We start from the raw sequence: 14,614 nt of genomic DNA, 5'->3' as shown, positions 1-14,614 counted from the left end.
CTCGTTTTCGCCTTGAAAGAAAACTATGAAACTTTCAAAAGCCGTTTTCATCTATTGACATCGTTTTTTTCATGGCATAAAATTTTTAATGTTAAGGGTAAAGGTGTCGGCAATCAGACTCTTTACCCTGTTTTCGAATACGGGAGGTCATTTTATGACAAAATATATATTTGTGACCGGAGGCGTGGTTTCCGGTTTAGGCAAGGGCATTACCGCTGCATCGTTGGGCCGTCTTTTAAAGGCACGCGGCCTGAAAGTCGCAGCGCAGAAGCTGGATCCTTATATCAATGTCGATCCAGGTACCATGAGTCCGTATCAGCACGGCGAAGTCTATGTTACAGAAGACGGTGCTGAAACCGATCTGGATCTCGGACATTACGAACGTTACATCGATGAAAACCTCAATCGGTATTCCAACTTGACGACCGGTAAGGTCTACTGGAACGTGCTGAACAAAGAACGGCGCGGCGAGTATCTGGGATCAACGGTCCAGGTAATCCCGCATATCACCAATGAGATCAAGGAATTCATCTACCGGGTCGGCAAGACCACAAATGCGGATGTGGTGATCACCGAGGTCGGCGGCACCATCGGTGATATGGAATCGCAGCCGTTCATTGAAGCGATCCGTCAGGTCGCCCTGGAAGTCGGACCGGAAAATAGTTTATTCATTCATGTGACCTTGGTGCCGTTTTTAAGCGGCAGCAATGAGCATAAAACAAAACCGACCCAGCACAGCGTCAAAGAGCTGCAGGGCATGGGCGTGATGCCGGATATCATCGTGCTGCGCTGTGATCGGCCGCTGGAACCGTCGATCTTCAAGAAAATTTCGATGTTCTGCAACGTCAAACGTGACTGCGTGTTTGAAAACCGCACGCTGCCGAATTTATACCAAGTGCCGTTGGCATTGGAGAAGAACAATTTCTCATCGATCGTCTGCCGTGAGCTGAAACTGGAGACGAAAGAACCGGATCTGACCGACTGGATTTCTATGGTCGAAAAAATCGAACAAGTTGACGGACATGTCCGCATTGGTTTGGTCGGTAAATATGTCGGTCTGCATGATGCCTATTTGTCGGTCAAAGAAGCGCTGCAGCATGCGGGAATATACCAGCACGTCATCGTTGATATTGACTGGATCGATTCGGAGCATCTGCACAAAGAAGATCTGGATCAAGTGCTCGGCAATGTGGACGGTGTTATCGTACCGGGCGGTTTCGGCAACCGCGGCATCGAGGGCATGATCCTGGCGGTGCAGTACTGCCGGGAAAACAAGATTCCGTATCTGGGCATCTGTTTAGGTCTGCAAGTAGCGGCCATTGAATTTGCCCGCAATGTCGTCGGCTTGAAAGATGCGAACTCATATGAGTTCGATGAGCAATGTCAGCACCGGATCATCCATTTCATGCCGGATCAAAACGAAGAAATGGATAAAGGCGGCACGCTGCGGCTGGGTGCGTATCCGTGCATTCTGCAGGAAGGAACGCATATGAAAGAATGCTACGGGCAGAGTGAGATCCATGAACGGCATCGTCACCGCTATGAATTCAACAATGAATACCGTCAGCAGCTGGTTGATGCCGGTCTGGTCATTGCGGGACTGTCGCCGGACGGCCGTCTGGTGGAAGCCATTGAATTAAAAGATCACCCGTATTTTGAATGCGTACAGTTCCATCCGGAATTTAAATCCCGTCCGAATCGGCCGCATCCATTATTCATGGGCCTGGTCAAAGCGGCAAAGGAGGCAAAGCAATAATGCACTTTACCAAAATGCATGGGTTGGGCAATGATTATTTGTATGTGTACGGTTTTCCGGTGGATCCGGAAGAACGGTCGATCAAGCTCTCAGAACGTCATTTCGGTGCCGGTTCTGACGGGATGATCTACATCATGCCGAGCCTGAAAGCGGATTTTGAAATGCGTATCTTTAATGCGGACGGCAGCGAAGCGATGATGTGCGGCAACGGCATCCGCTGTGTCGGTAAATATGTTTATGACAAAGGATATACGAAAAAGAAAGAGCTGGATATCGATACCAAGAGCGGGATCAAGCATCTTTCTTTGCATACGAATGCACAAAATAAAGTCGATCTGGTGACCGTAGACATGGGAGAGCGTGAGATCCTTGATCCGGCACTGGAAGCCGAAGGCCATACGGGAACCTATGTTTCGATGGGCAATCCGCATTTTGTGCTCTTTACCGAAGATGCCGAAGCAGCACCGGTCGATACGCTGGGGCCGGTCCTGGAATGCGCGCCGCAGTTTCCGGACCGTGCGAATATTGAATTTGTACAAGTGGTCGACGAGCATACGCTGCGCATGCGCGTCTGGGAGCGCGGCAGCGGCATCACCATGGCTTGCGGAACGGGCGCCTGCGCCAGCGTGGCAGCGGCAGCAGCGCACCATTTGGTTCCGATGAATGAACGAATTGAGGTAAAACTGGACGGCGGTTCTTTATACATTTCTGTATCCGATTCCGGTGCGGTCGAAATGACCGGTCCGGCCGCTGTCGTTTATGAAGGAGAGACAGTCGAATGAAAATCAATCACCATTACAGCGAATTACAGGATTCCTATTTGTTCGCGAACATCGCTCAGAAAGTAAAAGTATACCAGGAGGCACATCCAGATCAGCACATGTACCGCATGGGCATCGGAGATGTATCTCTGCCGTTGGCTCCAAGTGTCATTGCCGCTCTGCATCAGGGCGTTGACGATCAGGCGCACCAGGAAACGTTCCATGGTTATTTGCCGGAAGTCGGCTATCAGCCGCTGCGGGAAGCCATCCAGAATGAATATGCCGCACAAGGCATCGATCTGGATGTCAATGATATCTTTGTTTCTTCCGGCGCCAGCGATGAGCTCGGTGACATTCTGCATCTGTTTGACCGCGATGCCGTCGTAATGATCATGGAACCGGCATATCCGGCGTATGTGGATGCCAATGTGATGGACGGCCGTAAGATCATTCATTACGACGGCGGCGTTCTGCCGAAACCGGATCCGGACCTGCATCCGGATTTGATCTATATCTGTTCACCGAACAATCCGACCGGCAGCGTCATGACCCGCGAAGTATTGAAAGAATGGGTCGATTTTGCGAATGCGACCGATGCGGTGATTATTTTCGATGCGGCTTACAAGGCGTTTATCGAAGAAGATCTGCCGAAAAGCATTTTTGAGATCGAAGGAGCGAAAACATGCGCGATCGAAATTTGTTCCTTTTCCAAGACAGCCGGTTTTACCGGTACGCGTTTAGGTTATACGATCGTGCCGCATGAGCTGGTGCGTGAAGATATGGTCCTGCATGATATGTGGGTGCGCAACCGGACGACCCGGACCAACGGTGTTTCCTACATCATTCAGCGCGGTGCCATGGCGATCTTTACCGAACAGGGCAAGAAAGAATGGCAGGCGAACATCGCCGTCTACAAGCAGAATGCGAAGTATTTGATGGCAGCCCTGGATGAGGTGGGCATCACGTATGTCGGCGGCAAAAATGCGCCGTACATCTGGCTGGACTGCCCGAACGGCATGACTGGCTGGGAGTTCTTTGATTATCTGCTGAATGAAGTGCAGATCATCGGTACACCGGGCGAAGGTTTTGGTGCCTGCGGTGAACACAATTTCCGGTTATCGTGCTTCGGTGATCCGGAGGATACCAAGGAAGCCGGACGCCGTCTGGTCGCTTTATTGAAAAAGTAATATGCTGCTGAAAAGCAGCATTTTTTTTGGATATGGTATAATGGGAACATGAAATACATAGAGTTCATTATTTGCGGGGCGATCCTGCTCAGTGGCTGTGCATATATTTCGCCGTCACTCGAATTTACTTCCGGATCCCATGAACTGGAATACGGTCATTCGGTTTCTGATAAAGATCTGAAAAAATTCGTCAAGTCTGTACAAGGCGATCTGACCATCGATTCCAGCGATTTGAACACACAGAAAGTCGGCACGTACAAGGTCGATTATACGGCTGAAAAACTCGGTCAGGAAGTGACGCGGACGCTGAAGGTCGAGGTGACTGATACCGCGAAACCAAAAATTAAATTCAAAAAGACATTGATTGAAAGTACCGTTGGTGAGGATGTTGATATTGAGGGGAATGTAAAGTCGGTGACCGATTCGGTCGACGGCGATCTGGTCAAGGCCGACGAATTGAAGAAAGGAACCTATACGATCGATTCCTCCCAGGTCAACACCAAGAAGGTCGGCTCTTATACCGTTACGGTGAAGGCCGAAGATCAAAACAGCAATGTCACGACCCGTACGTTCCGGGTGCGGATCAAGGACAATGCGGCCATCCGGCCGGTCATCACGCTCAATGGTTCTTCCATGACCGTTGCCAAGGGGGAAGATGCCGATCTCAACAGTAACGTTTCCTCGGTCGTCGATCCGGTCGACGGCACACTGACGTATAAAAATGTACAGACGGATTACGATACGGCAGCGCGCGTGACCGAAAACAAATCGTTATTGGAGCAGGCGGGCGGCCAGCCGTTCTATACGATCCTGACCAAGAATCTGAATACCGATAAAACCGGAAATTATAAAGCAATGGTCGTTGCGGTCAACAGTCTGGGCCATGAGTCCATCCAGGAATTTACCGTTACGGTACAGGAAGAGTTTGAACTGAAGGATGTGCTCTCCAATCCGGACAAGTATGCCAACAAGCTGATCGTGGTCAAAGGCAAATTTCCGTCCGGCATTAAGACGGCATCCGATAAGAAAATGAAAACAACGGACGGTTCCGGTGAAGTCACAGTTTCCGGCGCAACGATCAATGACGAAAACTGCAGTGTCAAAGCAACCGGTGTGTTGAAGAAGGTCGATGACAACTGGGTATTTGTGATCCAGAAATATGAGGTGGTTTAATGATCCAATTGTTTGTCAGTGATTTGGACGGGACGCTGCTCAACCAATCGCATCAGTGGGATGAAGAAATCGTCCGCGGGATCGATCAGCTGCTGAAAGCTGACCGGTCTTTCGCCATTGCGACCGGCCGGGATTCTCAGCTGGCCGATCTCGGTCCGGTCGACCGCAAGGCGTATGTCATCTGTATGAACGGGGCCCAGATCTTAGATCCGGATCATCAGACATTAAAGCTGAGCCCGATGTCGGAGCAGACCGTTCGCGAATTTGTGCAGGCGTTTCCGGAGGCAAAGGCAGATTTTGCCTCAGACAGCGGCATTTATCGTTTGTGCACGCGGGAAGAATATGCCCAAGATGAGCGCCGGCAGATCGAATCCTATGAAGGCGATCCGGACTGGGTGAAGAAGTTTCTGACGTATAAACGGCAGTTCGTGAAATTTTTGGATTCCCCCGATCAGCTGAAGGGGATCAATGTATGCAAAATTAACTGGAGCGTGCGCAATGATCCGCTGCAGGAAAAGATCGATCGTTTTGTGACGGCGCATCCAGATATCTGCAACGCGCCGTATGCGAAGCATTTCTGCGAACTGACCCGGGCCGATGTCAATAAAGCGACAGCGATCCAATGGCTGGCGCACCGCCTGCATTTTCGCAGCGATGAGGTGGCCGTATACGGCGACGGCGGCAATGATATCGAGATGCTGAAGGCATTTGATCATTCGTATGCCCCAAGTAATGCGAGCCCCTCAGCGATCGCGGCCGCCAATTATACCGTCGGTCCGTTTGAGACACATTCGGTCATTCATCATATGGTCGAGATGACGAAAAAAGCATAGATTTTCTGAAAATAATTGACTTGAAATGTAAAGCACACAGTTTATAATGAAAACAGAAAGGATGGTGTCAAGATTCATTTACAGGGGGGTGTAGTTATGAACAAGCACGGGACTGTAATGACGACACAGCTGAGTGAGCTGATCAAGCGGGCTGACAAAGCTGCTATAGTGCGATTTTCCACAGACGAAAATACCGATCGTACGAATTCCTGCTCTTTGGAAACATACGACGGTCCCGGCGATCCGGCAAATGTAGTGCCTTGCCGGTACACGATCCTCGCTGCCGGTCCGATCTGGAGCGGCGGAAAACAAAATGAAGCACTGCGGCTGTATCGCTGCTACCAGGATGTCCTGGCGATGGCGAAGCAAAATGAGATCCGAACCATCGGGCTTCCGTCGAAGATCAGCGGCTTTCCGGATAAAATGGCAGCGTTGGTGGCACAGGGTGCAGTAGAGGATTTTTTGATGCAGCATCCGGGTTCGTTTGAGAAAATCATTTGGATCTTTCCTGATACGGCTGCCAAACAGACATTTGACATTTTGATGAATTGACACGATCCAGAGTCCGCACTTGTGCGGACAATTTTTTTTAAAACTTGAGCATCGTTTTTGACTTTCCATATGGTTTTGTTAATAATGAAGATGTCAAAAGTCAATAAGAGAAAGGAGACTGAATGATGAAATACAGATGTACAGTATGCGGTCATATTTATGACGAAGAAAAAGAAGGAGTTAAATTCGCAGATTTACCAGAAGATTGGAAATGCCCGACTTGCGGTCAGCCGAAGTCGAAGTTTGTTCCGGTCGAAGAAGAATTGAGCTGGGCAGCAGAACACGTTGTGGGAATCGCATCGGATGTTCCGGAAGATATTAAAGAAGATTTACGTGCAAACTTTACCGGAGAGTGCTCGGAAGTCGGAATGTATCTGGCAATGAGCCGTGTAGCGTTCCGCGAAGGATATCCGGAAGTTGGTTTATATTACGAGAAAGCAGCGCATGAAGAAGCAGAGCACGCTGCGAAATTCGCTGAATTATTGGGCGAAGTGATCACGGATTCCACAAAGAAGAACTTGGAAATGCGTGTAGAAGCTGAAAACGGCGCAACGGCAGGAAAGACAGATCTGGCAAAACGTGCTAAGGCTGCCAACCTGGATGCCATCCATGATACCGTTCATGAAATGGCTCGTGATGAAGCTCGTCATGGCAAAGCATTTGCCGGCTTGCTGAAACGCTATTTTGGTGAATAAAAATTTAGGATCTGTCCTTGTGACAGATCTTTTTTTTTGGTAGTATACACCTATGAACATCTATATCCTATTGGCTGTTATCTGCATTCTTTTTGGTATCTATCCGCTGCTGAAAGTTCCGTTCCGCAGGATGCGGCTGAATCGGCTGCAGAATGAACTGCAGTACGGACAGTTTGAAAACTTTGAGAAAGATCTGGAGTCCCCGATGAGCCGCTGGGTCTTCACCCCTTACAACATCGAATACGCGCGGCTGAACGAGTATCTGGTCAAAGGCGAAGACGATAAACTAGGAGAACAGTATGACAAACTGATCAATCTGGCACGAACCAAGCAGGCCCGACTGGATATTTATACCCGGGCGTTTGAATATTATGCGATGAACGGCAATAAAGAGCGCAGCGAACCGCTGTTAGATGAGATCCGGATGCTGAATGTGCCGGAAGCGCAGGCCCATGCTGAGCTGATCTGGGACATCTTCATTTTGAAAAAGTCCAATCATATCAATGAACTAAAAGAAGCTTCAAAGGATGCCGATGCGCTGAACCGCGGCATGTATGCATACTTGATCGCGGAACAATACCGCAATCGCGGCGATGAAAAGAATGCCGAAAAATATGAAGCGGAATCGAAAAAATATCTATAAAAAAAGATCGCATCTGCGATCTTTTTTCGTTATGCCTGTGGTTCGAAATCGTCTTTGCCGGCGCCGCACAGCGGGCAGGTAAAGTCTGCCGGGAGATCAGCGAATTTGGTGCCCGGTGCAATGCCGTTATCCGGATCGCCGGCTGCTTCATCGTATTCCCAGCCGCATAATTTACATACGTATTTCATTTTTGTTCCTCCTGTAAATACAATTCTATTGTAGCGGATATCGGTCCGCTTGAAAAGCAGGATGACTAGCTTTTGCTTTCTTCTTCGACCAGCCGAACTGCGTTATAGGTCTCACGCAGTTTTGGTTTTTCGATCTTGCCGGTCGCATTGCGCGGTACATCCGCAAAGATGATGCGGCGCGGCCGTTTATAACGCGGCAGCTTCATGCAGAATTGGTTGATCTCATCCTCGGTGCAGGTCATGCCTGGTTTGATTTCGATGATAGCGGTAGCGATCTCGCCTAAGCGCGGATCCGGTGTACCGATGACGGCAACATCCTGGATCTTATTATAGGCAGCCAGGAAATCTTCGATCTGTACCGGATAAAGGTTTTCGCCGCCGGAAATGATGACGTCTTTTTTCCGGTCGACCAGATAATAGAAACCGTCTTCATCCTGGCGGGCCATATCACCGGTATGCAGCCAGCCGTCGACCAGCGTTTCTGCCGTTGCCTGCGGATCTTTATAGTATTCCACCATGACGCCCGGCCCCTTGACACAGAGTTCTCCGACTTCACCGTCGGCCGTCGGGGAGCCGTCTTCATTGATCAGCTTTGCTTTCCAGCCGAAACCTGGCAGGCCGATGGCACCGACTTTATCAATGTGATCCATGCCCAAATGGACACAGCCCGGTCCGGTCGATTCGGACAGACCGTAGTTTGTATCGTATTTCTGGCCCGGGAAGTAGCGCTGCCAATGACGGATCAGACTCGGCGGTACGGGCTGCGCACCGATGTGCATCAGGCGCCATTGATCCAGATGGTAATCTTCTTTTTTCAGTTCGCCGGAATCCAGGGCCGTCAGGATATCCTGTGCCCATGGGACCAGCAGCCAGACAATGGTGCAGCGTTCGTTGGAAACGGCACGGAAAATGGCTTTTGGCTTGTTTCCCTTCAACAAGACGGCCTTGCTGCCGGTATACAGCGAACCAAACCAGTGCATCTTGGCGCCGGTATGGTAAAGCGGCGGAATGCACAGGAACACATCGTCATGCGTCGTTTCATGGTGGATCTGTTCCATGTGCGCCGACTGCATCAGCGCCTGATGGCGCAGTAAAATTGCTTTCGGGAAACCGGTGGTTCCGGATGAGAAATAGATGGCTGCATAGTCTTCATCTTCGATCAGCACCTTCGGTGCCAGACTGGAACAGTTGGCAGTGGATTCCTGATAGTCTTCCGCAAAGGACGGACAATCATTGCCGACATAGAAGAGCAGCCGTTTTTGGCCAATTTCATCAGCGATCGACTCGATCCGGCCGATGAATGTCTCTCCAAAAAAGAGCACATCGACATCTGCTTTATCGATGCAGTAGGCAATCTCATCCGCTGTATAACGAAAGTTCAGCGGTACGGCAATGGCGCCGCATTTTAGAATTCCGAAATAAATGGGCAGCCATTCCAGGCAGTTCATGAGCAGGATCGCGCATTTTTGTCCTTTCTGAATGCCTTTTTTCTGTAATAAATTAGCGACCCGGTTGGCTTTTTCATCGAAGACCGACCAGGTGATTTCCCGGCGGTAGTACGATGTCGAAGTCGGCTGGATCAGTTCGTATTCTTTCCAGGTGACGCGCTGCGGTTCGGTGACTTCGGGGTTGATCTCGACTAATGCGGTCTCATCACCGTAGAGCCGCGCATTGCGCTCAAGTAAGTAAGTAATCGGCATGTTAACCTCCAAGTATACAAATATATTATAACGTACTAAAAAAAAGGTACAGCTTTTTAAAAAGGATGTCAATTGGTTTCAGAAAATTACAACGGTTCAGGAAGTTATTTACAAAAATCATAGAAAAGCCTTACAATATTAAATAGATTACAGAAAAACATGGAGGTAAAGCATTTATGAAACAATTGATGCTTGGAAACAAGGCGGCAGCCCGTGGATTGTATGAAGCCGGATGCTGTTTTGTATCCAGTTATCCAGGCACGCCGAGTACGGAAATCACGGAAGAGGCGGCCAAATATGATGAAATTTATTGTGAATGGGCACCGAATGAGAAGGTCGCAATGGCAGCGGCGTTCGGTGCTTCGCTGGCAGGACGCCGTTCGTTCTGCGGCATGAAACACGTCGGTCTGAACGTTGCGGCCGATCCGCTGTTCACGATGTCGTATACCGGCGTCAATGCCGGTCTGGTCATCGGTGTGGCAGATGATGCCGGTATGCATTCCTCGCAGAATGAGCAGGATTCCCGCCATCATGCGATCGCATCCAAAGTGCCGATGCTCGAACCTTCGGATTCCGCTGAAGCGCTGGCTTTCACGAAGCTTGCTTTTGAAATTTCCGAAGAATTTGATACACCGGTCATTTTGAAAATGTGTACGCGGGTCTCTCATTCTCAGTCCATCGTTGAAACCAATGAACGCGTGGTGCCGGCACGCAAAGTGTATGAAAAGAATGCACCGAAATATGTCATGATGCCGGCATTTGCCAAAAAGCGCCATCCGATCGTTGAAGAGCGTACGAAAAAATTGGCTGAATGGGCAGAGACAGCGCCGATCAACCGCATTGAAAACGGCGGCAAACATATTGGTGTGATCACGTCATCCACTTCCTATCAATATGTCAAAGAAGTGTTCGGCGATACCGTTTCGATCCTGAAACTAGGCATGGTCAATCCGCTGCCGGATCGCCTGCTGAAAGCATTTGCCGATCAGGTAGACGAACTGTATGTGGTAGAGGAATTGGATCCGATCTTTGAAAACCATTGTAAACAGTTAGGCCTGAAGGTCCACGGCAAAGATGTGCTGCCGATGTGTGATGAATTCTCACAGAATATCGTTGCGGAAGCGTTCGGCAAGAAAACTGAAACTGGACCGGCTATAGCGGATGAGATCCCGAACCGGCCGCCGGCTATGTGCTCGGGCTGCCCGCACCGCGGACTGTTCTACACCTTAAAGAAAAATAAGTGTACGGTATTGGGTGATATCGGATGTTATACGTTAGGTGCTGCTGCACCGTTGAATGCGATGGATATGACCTTATGCATGGGCGGTTCCGTCAGCTCGATCCACGGCTTCAATAAAGCCGGCGACGGTGAAAATGAACATAAGACCGTTGCCGTGATCGGTGATTCTACCTTCTGTCATTCTGGTATGACCGGATTGGCCAATATTGCGTATAACCAGTCCAATTCTACGGTCATCATTTTAGATAACTCCATTACCGGTATGACTGGCCATCAGCAGAATCCGACGACTGGATACAATATCAAAGGCGATCCGGCCGGCAAGATCGATCTGGAGGCATTATGCCGGGCGATGGGCTTTAATCGTGTCGTTGTGGTCGATCCATATGATCTGGCTGCCTGCGACCGCGTGGTCAAAGAAGAACTGGCTGCCGATGAGCCGTCGGTCATCATTTCCCGCCGGCCGTGCACGCTGTTGAAATATGTCAAGCATGATAAACCGCTGCGCGTCGACCCGGAAAAATGTGTGGGCTGCCGCTCCTGCATGCAGATCGGCTGTCCGTCGATTTCCTTCAAGGACGGTCATGCACATGTGGATGAAACATTATGTGTCGGCTGCGGTGTCTGTGAGCAGATGTGTAAATTCGGTGCGTTTGAACGTACAGGAAAGGAGACCGCATAATGGAAACCAAGAATATCATGATCGTCGGCGTGGGCGGACAAGGTTCACTGCTGGCAAGTAAACTATTAGGCCAAGCGTTTTTGGACGAAGGCTATGATGTGAAAGTTTCGGAAGTGCATGGTATGTCGCAGCGCGGCGGCAGCGTCGTTACGTATGTGCGTTACGGCGATCATGTAGCCAGTCCGATCATCGATAAAGGCGAAGCGGATTTTATCGTTTCGTTTGAACTGCTGGAAGCAGCCCGCTGGCTGCCGTATCTGCGCAAGGACGGCCAGGTCGTGACCAATACGCAGCAGATCGATCCGATGCCGGTCATCACCGGTGCGATGCAGTATCCGGAAAATCTCGAAGAAAAAATGAAAGCGGCCGGCGCGAAGGTCGATGCGATCGACTGCTTGTCGCTGGCTGAACAGGCTGGTTCACCGAAAGCCGTCAACATCGTGTTGATGGGCCGGCTCTCGCATTACTTTGACTTCCCGGAAGAAGTATGGCAGAAAGCTTTAGAAACTGTCGTGCCGAAGAAATTCCTGGCCATGAATAAAGTCGCATTCGAGTTAGGAAAGAATGCCTAGGGGAAGAGTATGAGTCAATATTTTCAAAAGGAAATCGAATGTGCATCCCGCAATGAAATCGAGAATCTGCAGAATGAAAAATTGGTGAAGCAGGTTCAGCATGTGTGGGACAACGTGCCGTATTATCGGAAAAAAATGGAACAGAAAGGCGTGAAGCCGGAGGACATCCGTTCTACCAAAGACCTTTATAAACTGCCGTTTATTTCAAAGGCGGATTTAAGAGAATCCTATCCGTATGGACTGCTTGGTGCGCCGCTGAAAGATTGTGTCCGGATCCACTCTACTTCCGGCACGACCGGCAAACGCGTCGTTGCGTTCTATACGCAGGAAGATCTGGATCTGTGGTCAGACTGCTGCGCCAGAGCGCTGGCAGCTGCCGGCACGACACCGGAGGATGTTGTACAGATTTCTTATGGCTATGGTTTATTTACCGGCGGTATGGGTCTGCACGGCGGTTCGGAAAAACTGGGCAGCCTGACCGTACCGACATCCAGCGGCAATACCGAGCGGCAGATCATGTTCATTCAGGATCTGAAGGCAACGGTATTGTGCTGTACGCCGTCGTATGCGGCGTATCTGGCTGAGACAATGAAAGGCATGGGTCTAGGTCCTGAGGACATTTCTTTAAAAGCCGGTATCCTTGGTGCGGAAGCATGGACCAAGGAAATGCGTGATGATATTGAAGCGACCTTAGGAATCAAAGCTTACGATATTTATGGTCTGACGGAATTATCCGGTCCGGGCGTCGCGTATGATTGTTCGGCGCAGGATGGTATGCATATCAATGAGGATCATTTTATTGCGGAAATCATCGATCCGGAAACTGGGGAAGTGCTGCCGGAAGGATCGGAAGGCGAGCTGGTCTTTACCTCGCTGGATAAAAAAGCGTTCCCGCTGCTGCGGTACCGCACACGGGATATTTGCTCCCTGAGCACAAAGCCATGTTCCTGCGGCCGGACGTTCATGAAGATGTGCAAGCCGCGCGGCCGTACGGATGACATGTTGATCATCCGCGGTGTCAATGTCTTCCCGTCGCAGATCGAAACCGTATTGATGAACAATGGCTATCCGGCCAACTATCAACTGGTCGTCGACCGCGTCAACAACTCCGATACGCTGGATATTTTGGTTGAAATGACGCCGGAAATGTTTACGGATAATGTCGGTGAAGTATCACGCCGACAGAAAGATCTGGTTGCGGATCTGAAGTCGATGCTGGGAATCAAGGCTAATGTGAAGCTGGTTGCGCCGCGGACCATTCCGCGCAGCGAAGGCAAGGCGGTCCGTGTCATTGATAAACGAAAACTGCTGGATTAGCAGGAGGGATTTTCTATGAGTGTAAAACAACTTTCAATATTTTTGGAAAATAAACCGGGCACGCTGCAGGAAATGACGCAGAAACTGTCCGATCATCAGATTGATTTACGGGCGCTGTCTTTAGCTGAAACCGAAGGCTTCGGCATCTGCCGCATTATTGTCAACGATGTCTATGAAGCAGCCACGGTCCTGAAAGATGAGGGCTACATCTGCCGGATGATCCCGGTCGTTGTCGTACCGATCCCGGATGAACCGGGCGGTCTGAATCGTGTGCTGCAGATGTTCAAAGCGGCATCGGTCAATGTCGAATATATGTATGCGATGTTGGATGCACCGGAAGATCACAGTGCGACGATGATCTTTAAGGTTGATGATGTCAAAGCAGCAGAAAAAGCGCTGCGTGCACATGATTTGATCATCCTGACCCAGGATGAGATAGCGGATATGTAAGAGAGGCTCTGCCATGCAGAGCCTTTTGATTTGGGTATAGAAAAAAACTGCGGAAGTTCCGCAGTTTTCTTTTTAAAATGGCGCCTCAAACAAGACTCGAACTTGTGACCTGCCGGTTAACAGCCGGATGCTCTACCGACTGAGCTATTGAGGCATTTGCTTAGCGCTTAGGCATTTGCTTAGCGCTTATTTATAATAGCATTTCCTTATCTGAAACGCAAGCATTATTTTGCGAATTCTTTATTTATGCGCAGACCTTTTAAGATCGAGCGAATGGCCTCAAATAAATAGGGTTTATATTCTTGAATTGGCAGGGGATTGTTATAGAGAATACTGTTGTAGCACGTGCTGCCGACCAATTCAACGATCATGTATAATACCGTGTCCGGGTCTTGATATTGATAATTGTTTTCTTTTGCCTTCTCTCGGAAGATGTTCTTGATATTCATTGTATTGTCATCGATCGCTGAATGCAGATGACTGGAGAACACACCCAGCGATAAGTTTTTTTCGATGAACCGAAGACGGACCGGATTGTTTTCCAATGTGATCAGGATCTGGTTGATCAAAAAGACCAGAGAATCTTCCAGACTGCGGATGTCGTTTTCTTCCAGTTTTTTCTGTGCATCGGAGAAGATCCGAACGCTTTCCTGTGAGATCAATACATCGCGGATCTGGTACTTATCTTTGAAATAGAGATAGATCGTGCCTTTGGCGACACCGGCTTTGCGGGCGATCTCAGACACAGAGACTTGATGAATGTCTTTCTGCGTGAATAAATCAAAGGATGCGCTGAGGATCTTTTTTTCCTTTTCTTTTTTGTTTTCGATAATCTTTGATTTCATATTTATAATATAAATGTAAA

The 14,614-nt window shown here is 49.4% G+C and carries 15 protein-coding genes and 1 tRNA gene; 12 read left to right on the top strand and 4 right to left on the bottom strand.

Features of this window, described 5'->3' with window-relative positions:
- Positions 1-154: 154 nt before the first annotated feature.
- The 8 genes from pyrG to HNQ47_RS00335 all read left to right on the top strand — a co-directional run bounded on the left by pyrG (position 155) and on the right by HNQ47_RS00335 (position 7,600).
- Positions 155-1,756 carry a CTP synthase gene (gene pyrG / locus HNQ47_RS00370; protein ID WP_183326462.1) on the top strand — a complete coding sequence of 534 codons (1,602 nt, stop codon included), beginning with the start codon at positions 155-157 and terminating at the stop codon, positions 1,754-1,756.
- On the top strand, positions 1,756-2,538 hold the full coding sequence (gene dapF / locus HNQ47_RS00365; protein ID WP_183326460.1) for a diaminopimelate epimerase: 783 nt from the start codon (positions 1,756-1,758) through the stop codon (positions 2,536-2,538). Before pyrG ends, dapF begins: the two co-directional genes overlap by 1 nt.
- Entirely contained in the window at positions 2,535-3,704 is a 1,170-nt protein-coding gene (locus HNQ47_RS00360; protein ID WP_183326458.1) for an LL-diaminopimelate aminotransferase, read from the top strand. The genes dapF and HNQ47_RS00360 overlap by 4 nt, the downstream gene beginning before the upstream one ends.
- 48 nt (positions 3,705-3,752) lie before the next feature.
- Positions 3,753-4,877 (top strand): hypothetical protein, encoded by a 1,125-nt coding sequence (locus tag HNQ47_RS00355; RefSeq protein ID WP_183326456.1) that lies wholly within the window; start codon positions 3,753-3,755, stop codon positions 4,875-4,877.
- Complete coding sequence (locus HNQ47_RS00350; protein WP_183326454.1) at positions 4,877-5,710, top strand: HAD hydrolase family protein; 834 nt, start codon at positions 4,877-4,879, stop codon at positions 5,708-5,710. Before HNQ47_RS00355 ends, HNQ47_RS00350 begins: the two co-directional genes overlap by 1 nt.
- 96 nt (positions 5,711-5,806) lie before the next feature.
- Positions 5,807-6,262: a macro domain-containing protein gene (locus HNQ47_RS00345; protein WP_183326452.1), complete on the top strand. Its 456-nt coding sequence runs from the start codon at positions 5,807-5,809 to the stop codon at positions 6,260-6,262.
- A 122-nt stretch (positions 6,263-6,384) separates the two neighbouring features.
- A complete protein-coding gene (locus tag HNQ47_RS00340) occupies positions 6,385-6,957 on the top strand; it encodes a ferritin family protein (protein WP_183326450.1) in 573 nt (190 codons plus the stop codon).
- Positions 6,958-7,009: 52 nt separating this feature from the next.
- Entirely contained in the window at positions 7,010-7,600 is a 591-nt protein-coding gene (locus tag HNQ47_RS00335; RefSeq protein ID WP_183326449.1) for a hypothetical protein, read from the top strand.
- Between the two features lie 29 nt (positions 7,601-7,629).
- Here the strand turns inward: HNQ47_RS00335 and HNQ47_RS00330 are convergent, their stop codons facing one another.
- Together HNQ47_RS00330 and HNQ47_RS00325 are read right to left on the bottom strand one after the other, a co-directional pair.
- Positions 7,630-7,788 (bottom strand): rubredoxin, encoded by a 159-nt coding sequence (locus tag HNQ47_RS00330; RefSeq protein WP_183326447.1) that lies wholly within the window; start codon positions 7,786-7,788, stop codon positions 7,630-7,632.
- Between the two features lie 65 nt (positions 7,789-7,853).
- Positions 7,854-9,488, bottom strand: a complete 1,635-nt coding sequence (locus HNQ47_RS00325; RefSeq protein WP_183326445.1) for a class I adenylate-forming enzyme family protein — start codon at positions 9,486-9,488, stop codon at positions 7,854-7,856.
- A 176-nt stretch (positions 9,489-9,664) separates the two neighbouring features.
- Between HNQ47_RS00325 and iorA the strand changes: the two genes are divergently transcribed.
- From iorA to HNQ47_RS00305, 4 genes are read left to right on the top strand one after another with little or no spacing between them, the layout of a single operon-like run.
- Positions 9,665-11,410, top strand: a complete 1,746-nt coding sequence (gene iorA / locus HNQ47_RS00320; protein ID WP_183326443.1) for an indolepyruvate ferredoxin oxidoreductase subunit alpha — start codon at positions 9,665-9,667, stop codon at positions 11,408-11,410.
- A complete protein-coding gene (locus tag HNQ47_RS00315) occupies positions 11,410-11,982 on the top strand; it encodes an indolepyruvate oxidoreductase subunit beta (protein ID WP_183326441.1) in 573 nt (190 codons plus the stop codon). The genes iorA and HNQ47_RS00315 overlap by 1 nt, the downstream gene beginning before the upstream one ends.
- A gap of 9 nt (positions 11,983-11,991) precedes the next feature.
- Positions 11,992-13,299 (top strand): phenylacetate--CoA ligase family protein, encoded by a 1,308-nt coding sequence (locus tag HNQ47_RS00310; RefSeq protein ID WP_183326439.1) that lies wholly within the window; start codon positions 11,992-11,994, stop codon positions 13,297-13,299.
- A gap of 15 nt (positions 13,300-13,314) precedes the next feature.
- Positions 13,315-13,749, top strand: a complete 435-nt coding sequence (locus HNQ47_RS00305) for an acetolactate synthase (protein WP_183326437.1) — start codon at positions 13,315-13,317, stop codon at positions 13,747-13,749.
- 78 nt (positions 13,750-13,827) lie between these two features.
- Here HNQ47_RS00305 and HNQ47_RS00300 read toward each other — a convergent pair.
- Positions 13,828-13,903: transfer RNA gene (locus HNQ47_RS00300), tRNA-Asn, on the bottom strand.
- 70 nt (positions 13,904-13,973) lie between these two features.
- Positions 13,974-14,594, bottom strand: a complete 621-nt coding sequence (locus tag HNQ47_RS00295; protein ID WP_183326435.1) for a TetR/AcrR family transcriptional regulator — start codon at positions 14,592-14,594, stop codon at positions 13,974-13,976.
- Between the last annotated feature and the right edge of the window lie 20 nt (positions 14,595-14,614).

Origin of the sequence: Catenisphaera adipataccumulans, assembly GCF_014202755.1 — a bacterium.
GTDB classification, from domain to species: Bacteria; Bacillota_I; Bacilli_A; order Erysipelotrichales; family Erysipelotrichaceae; genus Catenisphaera; species Catenisphaera adipataccumulans.
The sequence above is the reverse complement of the archived record's forward strand: the minus strand, read 5'-3'. Positions and strand labels throughout refer to the sequence as shown.